This is a genomic window from Arthrobacter sp. zg-Y1143 (assembly GCF_030125565.1).
Classification (GTDB): Bacteria; Actinomycetota; Actinomycetes; order Actinomycetales; family Micrococcaceae; genus Arthrobacter_B.
Genome location: NZ_JASKLW010000001.1, coordinates 559,145 through 581,504, shown reverse-complemented (window position 1 = coordinate 581,504; position 22,360 = coordinate 559,145). Strand labels below are relative to the sequence as shown.

The following is a 22,360-nucleotide window of genomic DNA, read 5'->3' as shown; positions in this document are numbered from 1 at the left end:
GGTTATGCCGGATCCCCCTCAGCAGCACAATCCCCGCCCGGGCTGGCAGGACCGGGCCGACGCCGGACGCCAGCTCGCCGCGGCGCTGGCCGGGTATGCGGGCAGCACGGATCTGCTGGTGCTGGGACTGCCGCGCGGCGGGGTCCCGGTGGCAGCCGAAGTGGCCCGCAGCCTGGGAGCCGCCCTGGACGTGGTGGTGGTGCGCAAGGTCGGATATCCGCCGCAGCCGGAGCTGGCGGCCGGAGCGGTGGCGGGAATTGCGGGGGTGACCAGCATGGTGCGCAACGAGGATGTCCTGGCGTACTGGCGGACCCGCGATCCGGAGGCCGAGGCGCTGTTCGACGCAGCTTCGGGCGAGCAGCTGGCCGAGGTGAGGCGGCGGGAGGAGCTGTTCCGGCAGGGTGCCCCGCCCCGCCGGCTGCGGGGCAGCACGGTCATTGTGGTGGATGACGGCATCGCCACCGGGGCCACCATGCGCGCCGCGCTGGGCGCCGTGCGGCAGCTGGACCCTGCCCGGCTGGTGGCTGCGGCGCCGATGTCCTGCGGCGGTGCCGCAGAGCTGCCCGCATTCGGGGCCGACGACGTCGTGGTGCCGTGGGCGCCCAGCGGACTGCCTGCCGTCGGACTTGCCTACCGCTCCTTCCCGCAGACCACCGACGCGCAGGTGCGCGAACTGCTTGGCATGCCAGGGGCACCGGGCCTGTCCTGACTATCCCAATAAAGAGGGCATGGCCGCCGTCGCCGGCATGATCCGGGCCGTGCTGACCGGTTCCGACAGCCTTCCCTAGAGAAAGGCGCGGCCCGCGGCAGATACTGGACAGGCCGGTATTTGCCGGAGCCGCTTGGGGGAAACTCTCAGGAGGTCTTGATGTCCACATCAGGCAGCGCTTTCCATCAAGAGGGCGGGTTCGCGTTGGACGCCCTCACCCTGGCCAAATCCGCTATCCGCGGGATCCGCCTCGGACTGGCGACCATCGGGGTGGTCTCGGTGGTCCTGGGCCTGCTGGTCCTGTTCTGGCCCGGGGCAACCCTTGAGGTCCTGGCTGTCCTCTTTGGCCTCTACTTTGTGGTGGCCGGCGCCATCCGCATCCTGCTGGGCGTCTTCACCGGACTGGGCCCGGGGCTGAAGATCCTGAACATCCTGGTGGGGCTGGCCCTGGTGGCCGTGGGTGTGATCGCCATCCGCAATCCCGCTGCATCCCTGACCGCGCTGGCCCTGGTCATAGGTATTGCCTGGATTGTGGAAGGCGTTATGAGCCTGGCCGAGTCCGACCGCGGGGGCTCCCGCTGGTTCGCCATTGTGCTCGGTGTCCTGAGCATCCTCGCCGGTATTGTGGTCCTCTTTATCCCGGTGGAATCCCTGGCTGTCCTGGTGATCTACGGAGGGATCTTCCTGGTGGTGCTGGGCATCATCCAGATTGTCCGGGCCTTCACCTTCGGCCGCGGCATGCCCCGCAACGCCTGACGTTCAGCAAGCTCCCAGCAGGTGCCCAGCCAGCGTTAACACAGCGCTAACCCGGCGGCGCTCCCGTTCGTAACATCCCGGCACCACCATGGAATCAGTGCCCCGCATCCACCGGGGGCGCCGGTCAGTACCGGGGGGCTGATCCGTCCATCATCCCCCGCCCGGCTGTTGCCCGGCCCTGTTGACGCAGCGCCCATGCAGACCCGGGCCCCCGACCCGAACGGGAGTACCTCCATGGACTCTGGAAACACGGCCTGGCTGCTGGCCAGTTCGGCACTGGTCTGCCTGATGATCCCCGGGATCGCCTTTTTCTACGGCGGCATGGTGGGTTCACGGCGGATCCTGAACATGATGATGATGTGCTTCGGCGGAGCCAGCCTGGTGGCCGTCCTATGGGTGCTGTACGGGTATTCCGCAGCGTTTGGCGATTCGCTCGGGGGCCTGGGCCTGCTGGGTAACCCGGCAGAGTTCTTCGGCCTTTCCGCGCTGCTCACCGAGGACCCGGCAGCGTCCATTCCCCTGGCGCTGTTTGCCGCCTTCCAGCTGATGTTCGCCTGCGTCACCACCGCCCTGGTGGCCGGTTCCGCCGCCGGCCGGATGAAGTTCGGTGCGTGGATGGTCTTTGCCGGACTATGGGCCACATTGGTTTACTTCCCCCTCGCGCACTGGGTCTTCGCCTTCGACAACGAGGACGGCACCGTGGTGGGCGGCTGGATCGCCAACCAGCTGGGCGCCATCGACTTTGCCGGCGGCACCGCCGTGCACCTGAACGCCGGGGTGGCCGCCCTGGCCCTGGCCCTGGTCCTGGGCCGCAGCAAGGGCTGGCCGCACAGCCATGGCCAGCCGCACAGCCGCCCGCTGATCCTGTTGGGGGCCAGCCTGCTATGGATCGGCTGGTACGGCTTCAACGCCGGATCCGCCCTAAGCGCCGGACATTCCGCCGCGGTTGTATTCCTTAATACTGCCGTCGCGGCTGCCGCGGGACTGCTCGGCTGGGCCCTGATGGAACGCATGCGGCTGGGCCGGTCCTCCAGCCTGGGCGCGGCGTCGGGCCTGATCTCAGCACTGGTGGCCATCACCCCGGCCTGCGGCGCGGTCAGCCCGCTGGGCGCCGTGGCCATCGGCGCTATTGCGGGACTGGTCTGCTCGCTGGCCATCGAGCTGAAGTTCCGGCTCGGCTTTGACGACTCCCTGGACGTGGTGGGTGTCCACGCTGTCGGCGGCCTGCTCGGCACCCTGCTGATCGGCCTGTTCGCCACGGACGCCGCCCCCAACGGGGTCAGCGGCCTGTTCTACGGCGGCGGTTTCTCGCTCCTGGGCATCCAGGCCGTGGCCTGCCTCGCGGTGCTGGCCTATTCGTTCGCGGTCACGTGGCTTATTGCCAAGGTGCTGCAGCTGACCATTGGCCTGCGCATCCCGGAGGAGAGCGAGCTCAAGGGCATTGACCTGATTGCCCACTCCGAATCCGCCTACCTCAATGACGAAGAACCCGTGGAACTCGGCGCGCCGACCCGCTCCTAGCCCCCTCGAAGGCAGGTCCGGTCCGCCGAAAGGAGGAACGGGCGCACCCGGCCGGGTGCGCCCGTTCCGTTATCGGGGCCTTCGCAGCAACGGGCTCAGCAACGGGCGGAGCGCCGGGCCTAGCGCCAGGCCTCAGAGGTCCCCGTACAAGCCCTCTTCCTGGGCCAGGTAGATTTCCAGCATCCGGCGGGAGTGTTCACCGGCGGCGCCTTCCTGGTCCAGTCCGTCCTTCATGGTTTCCGCCTGCGCCGCACCGGCCGGGAAGGGCGGCAGCAGCGGCACGGCTGGATCGGTGACAACCTCGATCAGGAACGGGCGCTTGGCCGCGAGCGCCACGTCCCAGGCTTCTCCCAGCAGTTCCGGATCCTCCGCCCGGATGCTTTCCAGGCCGAGCAGCTTCGCGTATTCGGCGTATTTGAAGTCCGGCAGCGACTGGCTGTCCTCAAACCGCGGGTCACCCTCCATTTCCCGCTGCTCCCAGGTCACCTCGGCCAGCTCCCGGTTGTTCAGCACGCAGATGACAAACCGCGGGTCCTCCCACTTCTGCCATAGCCTGCTCAGGGTGATCAGTTCGGCCACCCCGGCCATCTGCATGGCGCCGTCACCGGAGAGCGCCACCACGGGACGGTCCGGGGCGGCGAGCTTGGCGGCCAGGCCGTACGGCACCGCGCAGCCCATGCTTGCCAAGGTGCTGGACAGGTGCGCCGGCACGCCTTCGGGAAGCTGCAGATGCCGGGCGTACCAGTAGACCGAACTGCCGACGTCGATAGCCACCTGCGCGTTGGCCGGCAGCCGCCGGTTCAGCTCATAGACCACACGTTCGGGGTTCACTGGGTCCGCTTCGGTCATGGCGCGGACGCGGGCCAGTTCGTGCCAGCGGCGTACGCTTTCCTCCACCTTGCCGCGCCACGGTGCGTCGGGTTTGGCGTCCAGCAGCGGAAGCAGGGCATCCAGTGTTGGACCGGCGTCTCCGGTAATGCCTACCTCCACCGGATAGCGGTTGCCGATGGCCGAGGCGTCCCGGTCAATCTGCACGGCGCGGGCGGATCCGGGCGTCGGATAGAACTCGGTCCACGGGTCATTGGAGCCGATGATCAGCAGCGTGTCGCAGTTGTTCAGCACGTACCCTGCGGAGGCGGTGCCCAGATGGCCCATGGTGCCGGCAGCCAGCGGCGCGGTTTCATCCACGTACGGCTTGCCCAGCAGGCTGGTGGTGATGCCGGCGCCTATCTTTTCGGCCAGGGCAGCCACCTGGGCGCGGGCATGCCGGGCGCCCTGCCCCACCAGCAGCGCCACCTTTTCTCCAGCATTGATCAGGTCCGCGGCGGCGCGCACATCCGCTTCGAGCGGCTGGATGCGGGCCGGGCGGAACACTGGGACGGTGTCCAGGATGCCGTGCTCCTGCTCCAGTTCCGGCGCCGGCGCCTGCTGCACGTCATGCGGAATGATGACGACGGCGGGGGTGCCGGTGGCCAGGGCCTTCTTGAAGGCGCGGTCCAGCACCAGCGGAACCTGTTCGGGGGAATTGATCTGCTGCCGGAAGGCCGAGGCCACGTCCCGGGTCAGGTTCATCAGGTCCACCTCCTGCATGTAGGAGGACCCCAGGACGCTGCGGGACTGCTGGCCGACAATGGCCACCACGGGCACCCCGTCCAGCCGGGCGTCGTACAGTCCGTTGAGCAGATGGATGGCCCCCGGCCCCTGGGTGGACATCACCACGCCCACGCCGCCGGTGTACTTGGCGTGCCCCACGGCCATAAAGGCGGCGTTTTCCTCATGCCGGACCTGGATGAACTCGGGGTCCCCGCTGCGGCGCATGGCTCCCAGCACGGTGTTGATGCCGTCTCCGCTGTACCCGAACACCCGCTGGACGTCCCAGGCCTTCAACCGGTCGACAATCAGGTCAGCTACGAGCCGCTCGCTCATATGTTCTTCCTTCCGCGTCCCGCCCGGTGCCGTCCGCCGGCCGGATCCAAAATAGTCAGGCTGCTTATGGTGCGTGCTTCTCAACCTATCCCAGAAGCTGGCGGAGCGCGCCGGAAGGCGGGCGCAATCCGGTGCCCGGGGCTACCGTTTGGGACCGTCCACTGCCCGGCACTGCGGGGGCGCCGGTAGTCTTTCGGCATGCCCAAGGTCATCTATTACGTCGCCTCGTCCCTGGATGGCTTCATCGCTACCGAGGACAACAGCCTGGACTGGCTGCTGCAGTTCGGTTTCGAAGCGTTCCAGGCGCACTATGACCGGTTCATTGCCGGCGTGGGGGCGGTGGTGATGGGCGGGGAAACCTACCGCTGGCTGCGCACGGAGGAACCGGACAACTGGTCCTACCGGCAGCCGTGCTGGGTGCTCACCAGCCGGGAAGAGTCCGCTCCCCCGCAGGCCGACGTGCGGTTCGCGTCCGGCGACGTGCGCGAGGTGCTTGCCGCAGCCCGGGATGCTGCCGGTGAACGCGACGTCTGGCTGGTGGGCGGCGGCAATGTGGCGGCCCAGTTTGCCGACGCCGGGCTGCTGGACGAACTGTGGGTGACCTATATGCCCGTTGCCCTGGGCAACGGCCGGCGGCTGCTGCCGGTGGACGGCCCCACCCCGCCCATGCACCTGGTGGCCACCACCCAGTTCAACGGCGGGGCGGCCGAACTCCGCTTTGCCGTGGGCTAAGGAGCAGGATCGCAGCAGCAATTGAGGCCATCGACCTCCAGTACCAAAAACAGGAATTCCCGTGTTTTGCGCAATTCGAATTACGCACCTCCGCGCCCCCATGGCAGCATGCCGGCCCGGACCTTTCCCTTTTCCCCGCACACCGCCACCGCGCTCGAGGTGGGCGACATTGTTCCCGTACAGTCGCCGTCGGGCGCTTGGGCATGTTTGCAGGTGGTGGAAGCCTGCAGGTGACCGGGGATGCTCAGCCCAACGACGCCGGGCAGGAACGCTGGTACGGGCCCGGCTACGTCGGAAAAACCACGAGTGTGTGGGGATGGATAGCCACCATCCGGGTTGCCCGGGAAGCCGCGGATAACCAGTGGCCTGAAGATCGGAAATCCCCGGCGGAGCTGCACGCTAAACGCATTTCCGAACGGAACCAATATGGCGTCTAAAGCTGCCGGGAACCTGTAAAGTGTGCAGTTGAATCCGCTGTGGGGCAGGGGCGGACATTGCATCAGAAGAAAAGCAGGCGCAAACGTACATGACAACTGATATCCGCACTCGGAACAATGTTCGAGTGCTGGGACGCGCCGACGGCCCGGTACTGCTTTTCGCCCACGGATTCGGCTGCGACCAGGGCATGTGGGAGGGCGTTCTTCCCCGCTTCACGGATGAGTACAAAGTGGTTGTCTTCGACCACGTGGGCGCCGGCAATTCCGATGCCGCTGCTTATTCTCCGGCCAAGTACTCCAGCCTGGACGGCTATGTGGATGACGTCCTGGAACTGTGCGAGGAACTGGACCTGCAGGACGTCACGTTTATCGGCCACAGCGTAAGCGCCATGATGGCTATTGCTGCCGCCGCCGCAGCACCCGCACGGCTGGGCCGGGTCGTTCTCGTGGCCCCGTCCCCCAGTTACATGGACCACCCGGAGGAAGGCTATGAAGGCGGCTTCAGCCGGGCCGACCTCGATGATCTGCTGGAGTCCCTGGACGCCAACTACCTGGTCTGGGCGGCAAACATGGCGCCGGTCATTATGGGCAACCCGGAAACTCCCGCCCTCGGCGCCAAGCTGGAGGGCAGCTTCTGCCGGGTGAACCCAACCATCGCCCGCCAGTTCGCCCGGGTGGCGTTCCTCTCCGACGTCCGCCACCTCCTGGCCCGGGTTGCCGTTCCGGCCCTGATCATGCAGGCCTCCTCGGACCTGCTCTGCCCCGAGCACGTGGGCCGGTACCTCCGTGACGGGATGCCGCAGAGCACCCTGGTGCAGATGAAGGCCACCGGGCACCTTCCCCACGTCAGCGCCCCCGACGAGACCGCAGACATCATCCTCGACTTCCTCCAGCAGCCAAAGTAGCCCGCGGTGGACCGGCTTTTCCCGCTCGACTACGAGGAACTGTTCAACAACGCACCCGCCGGGCACATCCTCACCCTGGAAGACGGCACCGTGGTGTCCGCCAACGCCATGGTGCTCAAATGGATCGGTAAATCCATTGAGGAGCTGCGCGGCACCAGCCTGCTGAAGCTGCTGCCGGTGGGTGACCGGATTGTCTACACCACGCACGCCATGCCCCAGCTGGGGATGAACAAGGCGTTCGCGGAACTCGCCGTCGACCTCATGGGACCCGGAGGCCAGCGCATTCCGGTACTGCTTTCCGCCACCCGCACGCCGGCAGCCGGCGACCGGCCCGCCCTTGACCAGATTGTCGCGTTTTACGCGCACGAGCGCCGGTTGTACGAACGGGACCTGATCTCGGCGCTGCGCACGGCCGAGGACGCCGAGTCTGCCCGTGCTGCGGCGGAAGCGAGCCTCACCGCCCAGGCCGTGGTGCTGCAGGAAAAGGACGTGGTGCTGCAGGCTTCGCTGCTGGAGAGCCTGCGCAAGGAATCCATGCTGGAGACCATCCTGGACACGGTCCGGGTGGGTGTGGTGGTTATTGACGAGGACGGACGGCGGATCCTGACCAACTCGCGCCAGCGCCTGCATGAGCGTTTGGCCGCCCCCTACTTCACCAAGCGTCCGACCGAGGGTGAAATGCTGATTTTCGGCCCCGACCGCTCTACGCCGGTCCCGCTGGAGCAGCGTCCCGTGCAGCGCGCGGGCCGCGGACAGTCCTTCTCGGACCAGCTGGTCTGGTACGGCGAGGGCGAGGAACAGAAGGCCCTGAGCGTATCTGCCCGGTCCATGAAGGGCGACGACGACGCGTTCCGGGGCTCGGTGATCGCCTACAGCGATGTCACCGGCCTGGTCAACGCCGTGGCAGCCAAGGACGACTTCGTGGCCAACGTTTCACACGAGCTGCGTACCCCGTTGACTTCGATCATGGGTTACCTGGAGCTGGCGCTGGACGAAGAAGATTCCATTCCGTCCTATGTGGCGTCCTCCCTGAAGGTCGCCCAGCGGAACTCGGAGAAGCTCCTGCATCTGGTTTCCGACCTGCTTTCCGCCGCTGCGGGGTCCACCAGCGTGGAGCAGGAAGTCACCGACCTCAGCGAACTGATCCGCTCCTGCATCACTTCCGCCGAGCCGCGGGCTGAAATCAACGCCGTCGAGCTGATCGCCCAGGTCCCGGAGTCCCTGCCGGCCATGGTGGATCCCAAGCGCATCTCGCAGGTGCTGGACAACCTGCTCTCCAACGCCGTCAAGTACTCGCCCGACGGCGGCCAGGTGACGATCCGCGCCTGGCGCACTGACGCGGGCGCCACCATTTTGCAGGTGGCCGACTGCGGCATCGGCATGACCGAAGCCGAGCAGGCGGAGGTATTTACCAAATTCTTCCGCTCCGGCACCGCCCGCCGCGCGCAGATCCCCGGCGTGGGGCTGGGTCTGGTCATCACCAAGCGCATTGTGGAGGAGCACGGGGGCACCATCGCCATGGAGAGCGAAGCCGGCAAGGGAACTGTCTTTACGGTCACACTGCCCTGATTCCGCTTGCGTTTGACCCGATTTTGCGGCCAAATGCACGGTGTGCAATCATCCGAAGGTAAAAGTCCCACACCTGCGTGATTGCACGGCTTGGGCAGGAAGCTGCGTCCCGGTGCGAACGCGTTGAACGGATTCGGTAATGGCTAAAACCAACAAGGTGCGCGCGATCGCCCGCCGCCTCGGCTCCTTCTCGGCTGTGGGAGCCGTGGCCTTCGTGGTGGATGTGAGTTTGTTCAACATCCTCTCCTCCACCCTGATCCAGGACAGCCCCATCCTGGCCAAGACCATTTCCGTCCTGGCAGCGACCACCGTCTCCTGGCTGGGCAGCCGCTACATCACCTTCCGCAAGCTGCGCACCCGCAGCATCCGCACCGAATCCCTGCTTTTCGGCCTGACGAACCTGGTGGGCCTGTTCATCGCCACCGGCTGCCTGTACGTCTCCCACTACGTCCTGGGCTACCGCAGCCAGTTCGCGGACAACATCTCCGGCAACATCGTCGGCATAGCCCTTGGCAACATCTTCCGGTACTTCGCCTACCGCTACGTGGTGTTCAACGGACCCAGCGACCACGCGGATGCTTCCCGGCCGGAGCCCGAAAGCGCGGAACCGGAAAGCACCCGCGCGGCCTAGTCCGTCCTCAGCGCTTGGCCGGGGTGCGGACCAGCTTCTTGTTGACGAACTCGTCCATGCCGTAGCGGCCCAGCTCGCGGCCGACGCCGGACCGCTTGACGCCGCCGAAGGGCAGGTCAGGCTGGGTGCTGGCGGTGCCGTTGATCCAGACCATGCCGCTTTCCAGCTGGTCCGCCACCTCCAGTGCCTTGTCCTCATCTGCGCTGAAGACGGTGCCGCCCAGGCCGAACGGTGAGTTGTTGGCCAGCTCCACGGCCTCATCCGCGCTGGCCACCTTGTAGATGACGGCGGCCGGTCCGAACAGCTCCTCGGAGAAGGCCCGCATGTCCGGGGTGACGTCGGTGAGCACGGTGGGCTGCACGTAAGCGCCGGGGCCGTCGATGTGTCCGCCGCCGGTGCGCAGCGTTGCCCCCTGCTCAACGGCGTTGCGGATCTGTTCCACCAGCCCGTCCGCTGCGGCCTGCGAGGAAAGCGGGCCGAACCGGGTTTCCGGATCCAGCGGGTCGCCGGGTTCCATGGCCGCCATCCCTGCGGTGAACTTCTCCACGAACTCCTCGTAGATGTCCTCCATCACAATGAACCGCTTGGCGGCGTTGCAGGCCTGCCCGGCGTTGTTCATGCGGCCGGCCACGGCCGCCTTGACGGTGGCATCCAGGTCCGGGCTGTCCAGGACAATGAACGGATCGCTGCCGCCCAGTTCCAGCACGTACTTCTTCAGGTTCCGGCCGGCCACCTCGGCAACGGCGGCGCCTGCCCGTTCGCTGCCGGTCAGGGATACACCCTGGATACGCGGGTCGGCGATGATGTCCGCGGCCTGCTCATTGGTGGCAAACAGGTTGATGTAGGCACCTTCGGGCACGCCGGCGTCGGCGAAGATCTGTGCCATGGCCAGCGCGGACTGCGGGCAGTTGTTGGCGTGCTTGAGCAGCACCGTGTTGCCCAGCACCAGGTTGGGGCCGGCGAAGCGGGCCACCTGGTAGTAGGGGAAGTTCCAGGGCATGATCCCCAGCAGGGGGCCGACCGGCAGGGTACGGACGACGGCGGTGCCGCCGCCCTTGGGTGCCAGCTGTTCGTCGGCCATAAAGCCGGGGCCCTCGGTGGCGTAGTACTCGTAGATGTTCGCGGAGAGGGCTACCTCGCCCTTCGCCTGGGTCAGCGGCTTGCCCATTTCCGTGGCAATGAGTGCGGCCAGTTCGTCGGCGCGCTCCCGGTACAGTTCGGCAACCCGGGCAACAACCTTTGCCCGGCTCGCTACCGGTTCGTTGCGCCAGGCGAGGTACGCCTCGTGGGCGGACGTGACGGCCTGGCTGATCTGAGCATCGGTGGCTTCGGGGAATTCCTGGAGGGTCTCTCCAGTGGCGGGATTTACGCTTTTGTAAGCAGTCATAACGGCCACGCTACTCCGGCGTAGCGAGTCTGCAAAAGTGGATTTTTTCGGGACTAAATCGTCCGGAATCAGCGTTTTAGCGCAAATAAGCGCAGTTATTCGCGTCCGGTGTCATCTTGGTCCGGGTTCTTGTGCCCGGTTCCTTCCGCGGCGCCTTCCCCGGATGCAGGGCGGGGCCGTGGCCTCAGGCGGGGGCGCCGGAGTGTGGGCCGCGGCCAACCTGCTGCCTGCCGCTCGGCCGGGCGGGTGCGGCGGGGCAGCTTGACGGTGAACTCGCCCGGGCCGGGCAGCCGCCAGCCGCGGCGCCGGGCCATGATGCACAGGACCGCGCAGGTGCCGATGGCCACGCCCATGCCCACGTTCTGCATTCCCAGGCTGTACAGGACCACCATTTCGGCGGCCGCCACCAGTGCGCCGGTGGCATACAGGGTGTTGCCGCCGAAGATTGCAGGGACGCGCCCCACCACAATGTCGCGGATCATGCCGCCGCCCACCGCCGTCGCCACGCCGATCAGGATGGCAGGCAGCCAGTCCAGGTCCACGGCCAGGGCCTTGGCGGTACCGGTTGCTGCCCAGCAGCCAAGTGCGAGGGCGTCGATCACAATCAGGAAGCGGTTGGCCCATTTGCCCTTGAGTTCAATGGCGTACGCGATGAAAGCACCGGCAATGGCCGTGAACAGGTAGGCGGGGTTGGTCAGGGCCACGGGTGTACCGGCCTGCAGCAAGGTATCGCGGAGTACACCGCCGCCCAGGGCGGAGGTAAGGGCCAGCACAATGAAGCCCACCGGGTCCATCCGCAGCTGCCGTGCCACGGCTCCGCCCAACACCCCGTTGGCCAGCACTCCGGCGAGGTCAACGGCGTCGAAAACCTCCGCCGGGTCGAATAAGTTCACGCCGCTCCTGCTGTTTCCTCCGGCCGTGTTGCCGCCGTCCATTCTACGGTGGTCTGCGGCTCCAGGCGGATCCAGGGCGTCCTCAGCAGGGCGGTATGGACAGTTCGGCCCATGGCCGCACAAATGGAACTCATGCAATACTCGGGGGCAGTCATTCGGTCAGGTCCAGGGGGATGGAAATGAAGTTTCAGACTGATGCATGAGTCTGTATATCGAGGACACCGCGAAGAGCACCCGGAGTTATGCGAATGGAAAACTGGGCGTGAAAGGCCTGGAACAGTGAGCGAATTGACTCCACGGTCCCGCGGCCGCTCCGGCGCCGTCATACTGGCACTTTTGATCACCGCCGCTGCCGCAGGATGCGCGCCCTCGGTGCAGGCAGAATCCCAAGAAACGGAGACATCCACGGCAGCACCTCTTTCCGCGGAAGAGTTCGCGGACATTCAGCAGGAGCTGGAGAAACTGGTTCCCCTGCTGCAGCAGGGGACGGGAGGCACCGGAGAACTGGCGGTCGACAAACTGCGGGAAATCTCCTGCCTTCGCCCCGAAAACAAGGAACAACAAAAGCAAACAAGCTGGATGTCGGAACTGAGCGCGACGCCGCAGGACGCCACCGCAGCCAACGCGGCACTGGAGCAAGTTGTCTCCACCTTGGAACAGGAGGGATGGACCTTCTCCCGCGAGGCCGGAGATTCCGAGGAAACCGATGGCGTTGTCCGCGAAATAGTGCTGAGCAACGGAGGCCTTCGCGCCACGGTCACCTACGAACGCGGCGAATCAAACCCGGGGCACTTCGTCACGGTCTTCCTGCGCACCAGCTGCCTGGAACACCCTGCGGACCACCAGATGCAACGCTCCCCGCTGGATCCCGACTACGGCATAAGCGACTTGTACTACCCCGACGGTGCCTGACCCCCGCTAGCGCTCGTTTGAATCGTCTTCTTCGGATCCCTGCGGATAGCCGTCGTCATCCACCGGGACCTCCGCCTTCTGTTCCAGGATGTCGGCCTCGGACCCCTCGGGATAGACCGGGCCACTGGGGCCGGCGTCGCCCGCCCCGGGGATCGTGGGAATTTCCTGTTCCATTCCGTCCGCCTCTGAACCGTCGCGGTGGATTTCCCCGGCCGGGCCGGCGTCACCGGCGCCCGGAACGGTAGGAATGTCCTGATCTGCCCGGTCGGCGTCCGAACCGCCGGGCATGATGGGAAGGTCGGTTTCCTTGGTCATCAGCGTCCCTCCAATGCGGGTTGCCGCGGCCGCCGGGCGGCCCTGGTTCTTCCTGTCTACCACTGAAGCCGGCCCCGCTGAATACCCTCCCGGACGGATCAGGCCAGGTCCAGCACCACCTTGATGTCGCCGTCGCGGTCTTCGAAGGCCTGCTCGTAGTCGGCCAGCGCAACCCGGCGGGAAATCATCTTGTCCAGCCATGATGTGTCGGCTTTGGCCAGTGCCTCCGCCGCCTTGAGGTAGTGCCGACGGTTGGCGTTGATGGTTCCGAAGACCACCCGGTTGTCCATCACCAGGGACAGGTTGAGTGCCCCCAGATCCAAAGGCTCTTCACCGCCTTCCTCGGAGACTCCGGTCAGGCAGGTGACGGAGTTTTTGGCGCCGTTCTGCAACACCTCGCGAATCACGGCGGGAGCACCGGTGCACTCGATGGTGATATCGGCACTGACACCGGATTCGGCGAGGGACTCGGTGTGGAAAACGGCACCGAGTTCCTTGGTGAGGGCTTCCTTGGGCCCGCCTTCTTCCAGGTCGAAGACATGCACCTCCATTCCGCGCTGGATGCCGAGCAGCGCGGCCAGCAGGCCCACCGGTCCTGCGCCGGTCACGGCGACCACGTGCGGGCGGAAATAGGCACGGCTGCCAATCCGGTCCACCTGTTCCCATGCCTTGGCCAGGATGGTGGCCGGTTCCAGCAGCACGCCCACGCGTTCCAGGGAAGGCTTCAGCTTCACCATGTCCTCCGGTTCACCCCGCCAGCGTTCGCGGGCAAAGCCGTCCAGGGCTTCGATACCGTGCTCGGTGTAGTTGCCGGTATGGCACATGTCCCATTCACCGGCAGCGCAGGCCCGGCAGTTCTCCGCACAGGGACGGCGGACGATCCCCACCACCAGGTCCCCCGCGGCCAGCCCGGAGCCTTCCGGCGCTTCCAGCACCCGGCCCAGGTTCTCGTGGCCCATCACCAGGTAGTCCCGGCCCTCGGGAGCAGTACCGAACTCGTCCGCGATCACTTCCCGGTCCGTGGCGCACAGCCCCACAGCAAGCGTTTCCACCAGTACGCTGCCTTCGGCGGCTTCCGGCTCCGGCAGGTCCGCCAGGTCCAGCGAATCCTTCTGCCCGGGGGTAATGGTCAATGCCTGCATGGGTGTCCCTTCACGCGTACCGAGTTTGTTCCCCCCAGATTAGCGCCCGCTCAACGCGGCGTTGGAAGCGCTTGCCGCCGGACAAAGAAAAACACCCCGGTCCGAAGACCGGGGTGTCAACGTTGACCCGACTCACCCGTAAAGGATGTCTCGGCGCACCATACGGTGGAGATGGGGGGAATCGAACCCCCGTCCGGTGTTGTATTGTCAGGGCTTCTCCGGGCGCAGTATGCGTCGGATTTTCTCGGCCCCAGCCATCTTGCAAACGAGTGGCTGATCCGGGCCCAGCCGTCATAAAGTCCCGAACACCCCGACGGCGGAGGTATTCAGCAGTGGCCCTCTAAACGACGCCAGGATCCGGAGCGAGAGCGACTCCGGGCTGACGGACTACTCCGGCTGCTTAGGCAGCGAGAGCGAAGTCAGTGCGCATAGGTTTGGCACTTATTTTTTTGCAGAGAGCGTTAACGAGATAACTCTGCGTTCTCGGCCCGCTTCCCCTGGCTCAACAAACATCGTCGAAACCGATCATCCCCGTGTTCAGTTGCCAAGTACTTCCGGTGTTTCTTCAACTGCGTGTTACCTCAACTGCCGGCCCTCTCGGTCCAGCATTGGGTATAACGACGACGGCGCGCGGATGATTCCCGCCGTTTGCGGCAGATTTCCGGGCCGGCAGTACATGCTGCGCTGCCCGGCGGCCGGGGGTCAAGCCGCAGGTCCGGCGCGTTGTACCATAACGGAATGATCAAGGAAGTGCCGCCTGCGGCGGAAATGCAGGAAGGCACGGTGCCCCGGCACCACCAATTGATCGTTACGCTGTTTGGCCTCTATGCCCGGACCCCGGGAGCAGGCATTCCGGTGGCCACCATCATCCGGCTTCTACAGGACGCCGGTGTCGGTCCGGCGGGGGTGCGCTCCTCCATCTCACGCTTGAAGAAGCGGGGTGTCCTGGAAAGTGTGACCGTCCAGGGCCGCAGCGGATACGCCCTGTCGTCCGGGATGCAGGACACCTTCCGCGAAGGTGACGAGAGGATTTTCCATCCCCGCCGCGCCGGCATTGAGGATCCCTGGCTGCTCGCCACCTTCACCGTCCCTGAATCCCAGCGCAATATCCGGCACAAGATCCGCAGCTCACTGGTGCGGATGGGTTTCGGATCAGTCACCCCGGGGCTATGGATTGCCCCCGGACATTTGCGTCCCTCGGTTCTGTCCTACTTCGAAAACCGCGGTATGGGCCAGTACCTGGAGTTTTTCCTCGCCGACCACGTTGGCAGCAGTGACATGCGGGCCAATGTGGCGCAGTGGTGGGACCTGCCGGCGCTCGAACTTCAGTACGCCGAGTTCATCCGCCTCCAGCAACCGCTGCTGGAACGCTGGCTCGACGGCGGGCAGCCCGTTGCGGACCGCATGGCCCGCGCGTTCGTGGACCACTTGCTACTGCTCACCGAATGGCGCCGGCTCCCGTACCTGGACCCGGGGCTGCCGGTGGAGCTGCTCTCCAAGGACTGGAATGCGCTGGAGGCACACGACCTCTTTTCCCGGCTGCACTCCGTTCTGGGTCCGCTGGCCGAAGAGCACGCGACCGCCGTCATCGACGACGTTCCCTAGTTCCGGCTCGTTCCGGCTAGTCCCGGTCCTGGATTACGGCGACGCCCTGGATCTCGATGACCGCTTCCTTCTGCCACAGCCGGCTGACACCGATCCCGGCCATCGCCGGATACTCCGACCCCGCCATCTCGCGCCAGATACGGCCGATTTCGCGGCCGTTGGCCATGTAGTCGTCCACATCCGTGAGGTAAATGGTCACGGATACCAGATCCTCGGGACGGCCGCCCGCCTCGGCCAGCGTTGTCAGCACATTGCCGAAGGCCTGCCGGAACTGTGCAACCACACCGCCTTCCACAATCCGCATCTCTGCATCCAGGGCAGTCTGCCCGCCCAGATAGACCGTGTTCCCCGACAGCACGCCGTGCGCATACCCCGACGGTTTGGGCAGCGAAGAGGGGTTGATGACCTTATTCTGCATTGCGGTTTTTCCTCCTGAGCGGATCACTTTCCTGCGTGCAAATGCCTCTGTTCAAGCCATTTGCACCGTGCTACATTGAGCCTACGTGACGCCAGTCACAAAGTCGACATATTCCTCGGGACTGCTTCCACGGCCGGGGAAGACACAGGCAGGGAGAGCATATGAAGCTGGCAACCATAGCCGCCGGGGGCGGCACAAACGCGGCCGTTGTGCTGCCGGACGGAAGCTACCTCCCCTTGGGCGCACCAAACCTCAGCTCCCTGCTTCAGCAGGACCAATGGCGCGAAGAGGCAACCCGGCAGGCCGCCGCACCGGACGCCGTCGCCCGTTCCGTCCCGCGTGAAGGGACCACGCTGCTCAACCCGCTCCCGGTGCCGGCCAAGGTCATTTGCTGCGGCCTGAACTACAGCGAGCACATCTTGGAAATGGGCCGGGAGCTTCCCCGGTTCCCCACACTCTTCGCGAAATTCGCGGACACCCTCACCGACCCCTTCGCGGACCTGGACATCAGCGGCAGCGAAAGCGTGGATTGGGAGGGCGAACTTGCAGTAGTGGTGGGAACCGCGCTCCGCCATGCCGACGAGGCTGAAGCAGCAGCAGGAATTGCCGGCTACACCGCGGCGAATGATATCTCCATGCGGGACTGGCAGAACCGGACACTGCAGTGGTTCCAGGGCAAGGCCTTTGACCGGAGCACGCCCCTGGGGCCGGTGCTCGTCACCGCCGATGAACTGGACCCGGAGGCCGGAGTGGAAGTCAGCTGCTACCTCAACGGCGAGCGCATGCAGCACGGCAATACGGCCAGCCTGGTCTTCAGCGCCGCCCGCCTGCTCTCCTATATTTCCACCTTCACCGAGCTGCGTCCGGGCGACATTGTCCTCACCGGGACCCCCGGCGGAGTGGGCATGGGCATGAATCCTCCCCGCTATCTGTCCGACGGCGATGTCCTCACCACCGAGGTGGGCGGGATCGGCCGGCTGGAAAACCACATCCGGGTCTCCTCCCGGGTCACCGCCTAGAGCATCCACCCACCGGCACCCACGGTGCCAGGAAAGGAAAATCATGACCGCGTACAGCGTCGAAGGAGACAACTCCGTTTATGCCGGCCCCGACGGGCAGGTGGTGCCCGTGGTGACGCGGGCCGGGGAGGAAGACACCAACACCGCCCAGTCCGGGGACTGCGTCCGGGTCTCCGGCGTAAGCATCCAGCACACTCCGGCCACCAAAATCTGGTTCGGGCAGGTATCCAATGTGCCCGGTTACCGGTCGCTCCCGCATCACCACGGCGAAGCGGAAACCGGCGGCTATGTCCTCCGCGGCCACGGACGCATCTATTTCGGTGCGGACTACTCCGAGTACCTGGATATGAAAGCCGGAGACTGGGTCTTCGTGCCCCCCTTCATGCCCCATGTGGAGGCCAACATGTCGGTCACAGAGGAGCTCGTCTGGCTCACCGCGCGGACCCCGGAAAACATTGTGGTCAACCTGGACGACGTGCCGGACGAAACGCTGGACGGATACCGCCGCTCGTGAACTCGGATACCTTCCTGCAGGCCATCGAGCTCAAGCCCACCGTGGCGGAGATCTTTGACCAGGCCTACACCGCCATGCCCCAGTACGTTCCCTGGCCCAAGGCCTACGGCGGGGACATGGTGGCGCAGGGTGCGCTGGCCATGATGCAGTCAGCCGCCGCGGACCGCCGGCTGCACTCCATGCACAGCTACTTCCTGCGGCCGGTGGATGTGGGGATTCCGGTCCGGTACGAGGTGGAGCTCCTGCGCGACGGGCGCGGCTACTCCACGCGGCAGGTGCGGGGCTACCAGAACGGAAAGCCGGTCTACGCAGCACTCGGGTCCTTCCACGTGCCCGAAGACGGCCCGGAGTATGAGCCGGACCTGCCGGCGTCGTACGCAGGCGTGGATCCTGAGTCCCTCGCCAGCGCCGCCGACGTGCTGGACGGCCACGACGGCGACGACGCCCGCTACTGGTCGGCCGGCCGCAGCTTCGACATGCGCCATGTTCCGGGACCGCTGTACCTGGAAACCGGCAGCGGCGTCACCGCCCACCAGGCCGTGTGGGTCAAGGCTTTCTCGGAACTCCCCGATGATCCGGCGATCCAGCGTGCGGCCCTGGCCTATGTCTGTGACTACACCATCCTGGAACCCCTGCTCCGGGCCCACGGACTGGCCTGGGCAACCCCCGGGTTGACCACCGCAAGCCTGGACCACGCCATGTGGTTCCACCGTGACGGCCGGGTCGATGACTGGGTGCTCTACGCCCAGGACGCCGTTTCCTCCCAAAACAACCGGGGGCTGGCAGCGGGCCGGTTCTTCACCCGGGACGGAACCCTGCTGGCCACGGTGGCCCAGGAGGGCATGATCCGCGGTCCCCGCTCCTAACCCATCCCAGGGACACCAGCCCAGCTACGGAAAGAGGCACCATGGAACTATCCCCCTCGGCCCATCAGGACACCTTCACGCGCGACCACCTTCCGCCCGGGGAACAATGGCCGGTGCTGGAGTTCACCCTTCCCGAACTGCAGTACCCCGACCGGCTCAACGCTGCTGAAGCACTGATTGATGACACCGCTGCCGCGATGGGCGCCGACCGCACCGCGCTGCTGACCCCGGACGGTGAGCGGTGGAGCTACGGACTGCTGCTTGAGCGTTCCAACCAGGTCGCCCGGGTACTGGCCGAAGACCTTGGCGTTGTTCCGGGCAACCGGGTGATGCTGCGCGCACCCAACAACCCGTGGCTCGTGGCCTGCTGGCTGGGCGTACTGAAGGCGGGCGCCGTTGTGGTGACCACCATGCCTGCCCTTCGTGCCGGGGAAATCGGCACACTGATGGAACTGACCCGCCCCACGGCGGTGCTCTGCGACCACCGGTTCCTGGATGACATGAGGGCCGCGGCCGGCGAGGTGCCGGTGGTCCCGGTGGGCGGCGACGACGACGGCGACCTCACCGTCCTGTCGGCAGCCAAACCCGCCAGCTTCACCAACGTGCAGACCGCCGCCGACGATGTTGCCTTGCTGGGGCCCACCTCCGGAACCACGGGCACACCCAAAATCACCATGCACTTCCACCGCGACATCCTGGCTAATGCCGACACTTTCGCGCGGCACATCCTGCAGCCGGTTGCCGATGATGTCTTCGCCGGCTCACCGCCCCTGGCCTTCACCTTCGGCCTCGGCGGACTGGTGGTTTTTCCGCTCCGGTTCGGTGCCAGCGCCCTGCTGACCGAGCGCACCACTCCGGCCCAGCTGGCCGAACTGAGCCGGCAGGCCGGTGCCACCGTGCTGTTCACCGCGCCCACCGCTTACCGGGCCATCATCAAGGAAGGGCTCGCCGATCTGCTGCGCCCGCTGCGCATGGCCGTCTCGGCCGGCGAGCATCTGCCGGAGGCAACGTGGCGGGAAGTGAAGAAGGAGACCGGTCTTGAACTGGTCAACGGAATCGGCTCCACCGAAATGCTGCACGTCTTCATTTCCGCTGCGGGCAGCGATATCCGCCCGGGTGCCACCGGACGTACCGTGCCCGGTTTCCGGGCCACCATCCTGGGACCCGATGACGAGGAAGTGGCCCCCGGGGAGATCGGGCGCCTGGCCGTCATTGGTCCCACCGGCTGCCGGTACCTGGATGACCCGCGGCAGGAAAACTATGTGGTCAACGGCTGGAACGTCACCGGGGATACCTTCCGCCAGGACGCCGACGGCTACTTCTACTACCAGGCCCGGTCCGACGACATGATTGTCTCCTCTGGCTACAACATCGGCGCCCCGGAAGTGGAAGCCGCCCTGAACCAGCACCCCGACGTACTGGAGAGCGCTGTGATCGGCCGCCCCGATCCCGAACGGGGATCCATAGTCCTCGCCTTTGTGGTGCTGCGGGAGAACGTTCCGCCGGGGGATGCGAAGGCCGTCGAACTGCAGGACTTCGTCAAACAGGTGATCGCGCCGTACAAGTATCCCCGCGCCATTTCGTTTGTCGACGAGTTGCCCCGGAACCCCAGCGGCAAGCTCCAGCATTTCAAGCTCCGCGAAATCGTTGAAACGGCCCAGGCCTAGATCCACGCCGGACACCCGGTATTGAAAGGACACACCATGAAGATCGCAGTTGTCGGCGGCGGCCCCGGAGGGCTCTACTTTGCCGCATTGATGAAGCAGCTGGATCCTGCGCACGAGGTGACCGTGTGGGAGCGCAACGCCGCGAGCGACACGTTCGGGTTCGGCGTCGTGTTCTCCGACGAGACCCTTGGCGGCATCGGGAACGCGGACACCGAGATTGCCGCCGCGATGTCCCGGCGTTTTGCCCGCTGGACGGACATCGACATCCATTTCCGGGGTGAGCAGCACACCGTGGGCGGACAGGGCTTCGCCGCCATGAGCCGCAAGGAACTGCTCGAACTGCTGCAGCAGCGGTGCGGAGACCTCGGCGTCGACGTGCGGTTCTCCACGCTGGCCCCCGACGTCGCCGAGCTCAGCCGCACCCATGACCTGGTCCTCGCCGCCGACGGCCTCAATTCCGCCATCCGCGGCGCCTACGCGGATTCCTTCAAACCGTCGCTGGACCTGCGCCGTTCCAAGTACATGTGGCTGGGAACCGACCTTGTGTTCGAGGCCTTCAAGTTCTTCATCAAGGACACCGAGCACGGCGTCATGCAGATCCACGGTTACCCGTATTCGGACCAGGGCTCCACCTTTATTGTCGAAATGCATGAGGATGTATGGCGTTCGGCCGGCTTCGACGAAACTGAAGGGCAGGTGTTCCCTCCCGGCGTCAGCGACGAAGCAGCAATCGCCCGGATCACGGAAATCTTCCGGGACGAACTGCAGGGACACAGCGTTCTGTCCAACAACTCCAAGTGGCTGAACTTCACCACCGTGCGCAACGAAAACTGGCGGCACGGGAACATCGTCCTGCTTGGCGACGCCGCCCACACCGCGCATTTCTCGATCGGCTCAGGCACCAAACTCGCCATGGAGGACTCCTTGGCGCTGGCTGCCTGCCTGCACGAGCATCCCGATGTGGAGACCGCGCTGGCAGCCTATGAGGCGGAGCGGCGTCCCGTGGTGGAATCCACCCAGCGTGCCGCACAGGCTTCGCTCGAATGGTTTGAGAACATCGGCCAGTATGCGGGCCAGGATCCGGTGCAGTTCTGCTTCAACCTGCTCACCCGCAGCCGCCGCATCACCTACGACAACCTCAAGCTCCGCGACCCTGGCTTCGCCGCCCTGGCGGACAAGGCCTTCGCCGAGTCCGCCGGCGTGCAGGACGTGGCACCGGCCATGTTCCAGCCGGCCCGCATCGGCAGCCTGGAACTCAAGAACCGCATAGTGGTCTCCCCCATGGACATGTATTCGGCGGTGGACGGACTGCCGGGGGACTTCCACCTCACCCACCTGGGCAGCAAGGCGCTGGGCGGCGCCGGACTGGTGATGACCGAGATGGTCTGCGTGTCCGATGTCGGCCGGATCACCCCGGGCTGCACCGGCCTGTACTCGGATGAGCAAGCTGCCGGCTGGCGGCGGATCGTGGACTTTGTCCACCAACAGTCCACGGCCAAGATCGGTGCGCAGATCGGGCACTCCGGACGCAAGGGGTCCACCCGGCTCATGTGGGAGGGTATTGATGTTCCGCTGGAGGACGGCTGGGACGTGATGGGTCCGTCGGCGCTTCCCTACGGCGAGAACTGCAACGTGCCGCGGGAAATGGACCGATCCGACATGCAGCAGGTCTTGGCGGAGTTTACCGACGCGGCCCGCCGTGCTGCCGACGCCGGCTTTGATTTGCTCGAACTCCACGCCGCGCACGGATACCTTCTGTCCTCCTTCCTCTCCCCGCTCTCCAACCGGCGCACGGATGAATACGGCGGCAGCCTGGCGAACCGGCTGCGCTATCCCCTCGAAGTTTTCGACGCCGTCCGGGCGGCTTGGCCGGCCGAGCGCCCGCTCACCGTCCGCCTGTCCGCCACGGATTGGGTTGAGGGCGGAAACACCGACGACGACGCCGTGGAGATCGCGCGTGCGTTCATCGCCCACGGGGCAGACGGAATCGACGTGTCCTCCGGCCAGGTCTCGAAGGAGGAAAAGCCGGCGTTCGGCCGCAGCTACCAGACACCCTTTGCGGACAAAATCCGCAACCAGGCGGCAGCTGCTGCCGGCGTGGCCGTTATCGCCGTCGGCGCTGTTTCCTCCTACGACGACGTGAATTCCATCCTGCTCGCCGGGCGCGCCGACTTCTGCGCGTTGGGCCGCACCCACCTGTACAACCCGCAGTGGACGCTGCAGGCCGCGGCGGAGCAGGACTACCGGGGGCCGGGAGCGGATTGGCCCCTGCCGTTCAAGGCCGGCCGGCGCAAGCCGCCCAGCGCCCGGACCGACGCCGTCCGGCCCCGGCTGTCGCTGCTGCGTGAACTGGAACCGGAATCCGCTGCGACGCACGTGCGGTGGACACCAAAAACCGCCGCCCGGTCTGCGGAAGTCCTGGCTTCGGGCGTATAG

Annotated in this window: 21 protein-coding genes and 1 other RNA gene; 15 read left to right on the top strand and 7 right to left on the bottom strand. The window is 65.9% G+C overall.

Annotation, left to right across the window (positions count from 1 at the left end; all coding sequences use genetic code 11):
- The first annotated feature begins 4 nt into the window (after nucleotides 1-4).
- From QNN98_RS02975 to QNN98_RS02965, 3 genes are all read left to right on the top strand, one after another.
- On the top strand, nucleotides 5-709 hold the full coding sequence (locus QNN98_RS02975) for a phosphoribosyltransferase (protein ID WP_227911852.1): 705 nt from the start codon (nucleotides 5-7) through the stop codon (nucleotides 707-709).
- A 159-nt stretch (nucleotides 710-868) separates the two neighbouring features.
- Nucleotides 869-1,465: an HdeD family acid-resistance protein gene (locus tag QNN98_RS02970; protein ID WP_227911853.1), complete on the top strand. Its 597-nt coding sequence runs from the start codon at nucleotides 869-871 to the stop codon at nucleotides 1,463-1,465.
- Between the two features lie 234 nt (nucleotides 1,466-1,699).
- Nucleotides 1,700-2,986, top strand: a complete 1,287-nt coding sequence (locus tag QNN98_RS02965) for an ammonium transporter (protein WP_227911854.1) — start codon at nucleotides 1,700-1,702, stop codon at nucleotides 2,984-2,986.
- A 132-nt stretch (nucleotides 2,987-3,118) separates the two neighbouring features.
- Here the strand turns inward: QNN98_RS02965 and QNN98_RS02960 are convergent, their stop codons facing one another.
- Nucleotides 3,119-4,912 carry a thiamine pyrophosphate-requiring protein gene (locus QNN98_RS02960; protein WP_283996218.1) on the bottom strand — a complete coding sequence of 598 codons (1,794 nt, stop codon included), beginning with the start codon at nucleotides 4,910-4,912 and terminating at the stop codon, nucleotides 3,119-3,121.
- 198 nt (nucleotides 4,913-5,110) lie between these two features.
- Here QNN98_RS02960 and QNN98_RS02955 point away from each other — a divergent pair, with 198 nt between their 5' ends.
- The 5 genes from QNN98_RS02955 to QNN98_RS02935 all read left to right on the top strand — a co-directional run bounded on the left by QNN98_RS02955 (nucleotide 5,111) and on the right by QNN98_RS02935 (nucleotide 9,186).
- Nucleotides 5,111-5,644: a dihydrofolate reductase family protein gene (locus QNN98_RS02955; RefSeq protein WP_283996217.1), complete on the top strand. Its 534-nt coding sequence runs from the start codon at nucleotides 5,111-5,113 to the stop codon at nucleotides 5,642-5,644.
- Nucleotides 5,645-5,841: 197 nt separating this feature from the next.
- Nucleotides 5,842-6,081 carry a hypothetical protein gene (locus tag QNN98_RS02950; RefSeq protein WP_283996216.1) on the top strand — a complete coding sequence of 80 codons (240 nt, stop codon included), beginning with the start codon at nucleotides 5,842-5,844 and terminating at the stop codon, nucleotides 6,079-6,081.
- A gap of 125 nt (nucleotides 6,082-6,206) precedes the next feature.
- Nucleotides 6,207-6,986, top strand: coding sequence for an alpha/beta fold hydrolase (locus tag QNN98_RS02945; RefSeq protein ID WP_349643200.1), 780 nt, complete (start codon nucleotides 6,207-6,209; stop codon nucleotides 6,984-6,986).
- A 6-nt stretch (nucleotides 6,987-6,992) separates the two neighbouring features.
- A complete protein-coding gene (locus QNN98_RS02940) occupies nucleotides 6,993-8,555 on the top strand; it encodes a PAS domain-containing sensor histidine kinase (RefSeq protein ID WP_227925590.1) in 1,563 nt (520 codons plus the stop codon).
- A 139-nt stretch (nucleotides 8,556-8,694) separates the two neighbouring features.
- Nucleotides 8,695-9,186 carry a GtrA family protein gene (locus tag QNN98_RS02935; protein ID WP_227925592.1) on the top strand — a complete coding sequence of 164 codons (492 nt, stop codon included), beginning with the start codon at nucleotides 8,695-8,697 and terminating at the stop codon, nucleotides 9,184-9,186.
- A gap of 7 nt (nucleotides 9,187-9,193) precedes the next feature.
- On the opposite strand, the gene QNN98_RS02930 is transcribed toward QNN98_RS02935, so the two are convergent.
- Both QNN98_RS02930 and QNN98_RS02925 read right to left on the bottom strand, forming a co-directional pair.
- Entirely contained in the window at nucleotides 9,194-10,573 is a 1,380-nt protein-coding gene (locus QNN98_RS02930; protein WP_227911861.1) for an NAD-dependent succinate-semialdehyde dehydrogenase, read from the bottom strand.
- 95 nt (nucleotides 10,574-10,668) lie between these two features.
- Entirely contained in the window at nucleotides 10,669-11,466 is a 798-nt protein-coding gene (locus QNN98_RS02925; protein ID WP_227911862.1) for a trimeric intracellular cation channel family protein, read from the bottom strand.
- Between the two features lie 279 nt (nucleotides 11,467-11,745).
- Here QNN98_RS02925 and QNN98_RS02920 point away from each other — a divergent pair, with 279 nt between their 5' ends.
- Complete coding sequence (locus QNN98_RS02920; RefSeq protein WP_283996214.1) at nucleotides 11,746-12,378, top strand: hypothetical protein; 633 nt, start codon at nucleotides 11,746-11,748, stop codon at nucleotides 12,376-12,378.
- Between the two features lie 6 nt (nucleotides 12,379-12,384).
- Here QNN98_RS02920 and QNN98_RS02915 read toward each other — a convergent pair whose 3' ends face one another.
- The 3 genes from QNN98_RS02915 to ssrA form a co-directional block, all read right to left on the bottom strand.
- Entirely contained in the window at nucleotides 12,385-12,693 is a 309-nt protein-coding gene (locus QNN98_RS02915) for an Rv3202a family protein (protein WP_283996213.1), read from the bottom strand.
- Nucleotides 12,694-12,791: 98 nt separating this feature from the next.
- Nucleotides 12,792-13,835 (bottom strand): glucose 1-dehydrogenase, encoded by a 1,044-nt coding sequence (locus QNN98_RS02910; RefSeq protein ID WP_283996212.1) that lies wholly within the window; start codon nucleotides 13,833-13,835, stop codon nucleotides 12,792-12,794.
- A 163-nt stretch (nucleotides 13,836-13,998) separates the two neighbouring features.
- Nucleotides 13,999-14,368, bottom strand: a transfer-messenger RNA (tmRNA) gene (gene ssrA / locus QNN98_RS02905).
- Between the two features lie 205 nt (nucleotides 14,369-14,573).
- Between ssrA and QNN98_RS02900 the strand changes: the two genes are divergently transcribed.
- The gene (locus QNN98_RS02900) at nucleotides 14,574-15,440 is read left to right on the top strand and encodes a PaaX family transcriptional regulator (protein WP_283996211.1); all 867 of its coding nucleotides are present in this window, start codon (nucleotides 14,574-14,576) and stop codon (nucleotides 15,438-15,440) included.
- A gap of 16 nt (nucleotides 15,441-15,456) precedes the next feature.
- On the opposite strand, the gene QNN98_RS02895 is transcribed toward QNN98_RS02900, so the two are convergent.
- Complete coding sequence (locus tag QNN98_RS02895; RefSeq protein ID WP_227911867.1) at nucleotides 15,457-15,858, bottom strand: RidA family protein; 402 nt, start codon at nucleotides 15,856-15,858, stop codon at nucleotides 15,457-15,459.
- Nucleotides 15,859-16,019: 161 nt separating this feature from the next.
- Between QNN98_RS02895 and QNN98_RS02890 the strand changes: the two genes are divergently transcribed.
- Genes QNN98_RS02890 through QNN98_RS02870 form a run of 5 tightly spaced genes read left to right on the top strand, consistent with a single transcriptional unit; the run spans nucleotide 16,020 to nucleotide 22,360 of the window.
- Nucleotides 16,020-16,877, top strand: coding sequence for a fumarylacetoacetate hydrolase family protein (locus QNN98_RS02890; RefSeq protein WP_283996210.1), 858 nt, complete (start codon nucleotides 16,020-16,022; stop codon nucleotides 16,875-16,877).
- A gap of 43 nt (nucleotides 16,878-16,920) precedes the next feature.
- Nucleotides 16,921-17,391 carry a cupin domain-containing protein gene (locus QNN98_RS02885; RefSeq protein WP_227911869.1) on the top strand — a complete coding sequence of 157 codons (471 nt, stop codon included), beginning with the start codon at nucleotides 16,921-16,923 and terminating at the stop codon, nucleotides 17,389-17,391.
- Nucleotides 17,388-18,257, top strand: a complete 870-nt coding sequence (locus QNN98_RS02880; protein WP_227911870.1) for an acyl-CoA thioesterase — start codon at nucleotides 17,388-17,390, stop codon at nucleotides 18,255-18,257. Before QNN98_RS02885 ends, QNN98_RS02880 begins: the two co-directional genes overlap by 4 nt.
- A 41-nt stretch (nucleotides 18,258-18,298) precedes the next feature.
- Nucleotides 18,299-19,924, top strand: coding sequence for an AMP-binding protein (locus QNN98_RS02875; RefSeq protein ID WP_283996209.1), 1,626 nt, complete (start codon nucleotides 18,299-18,301; stop codon nucleotides 19,922-19,924).
- Between the two features lie 36 nt (nucleotides 19,925-19,960).
- Entirely contained in the window at nucleotides 19,961-22,360 is a 2,400-nt protein-coding gene (locus QNN98_RS02870) for a bifunctional salicylyl-CoA 5-hydroxylase/oxidoreductase (protein ID WP_283996208.1), read from the top strand.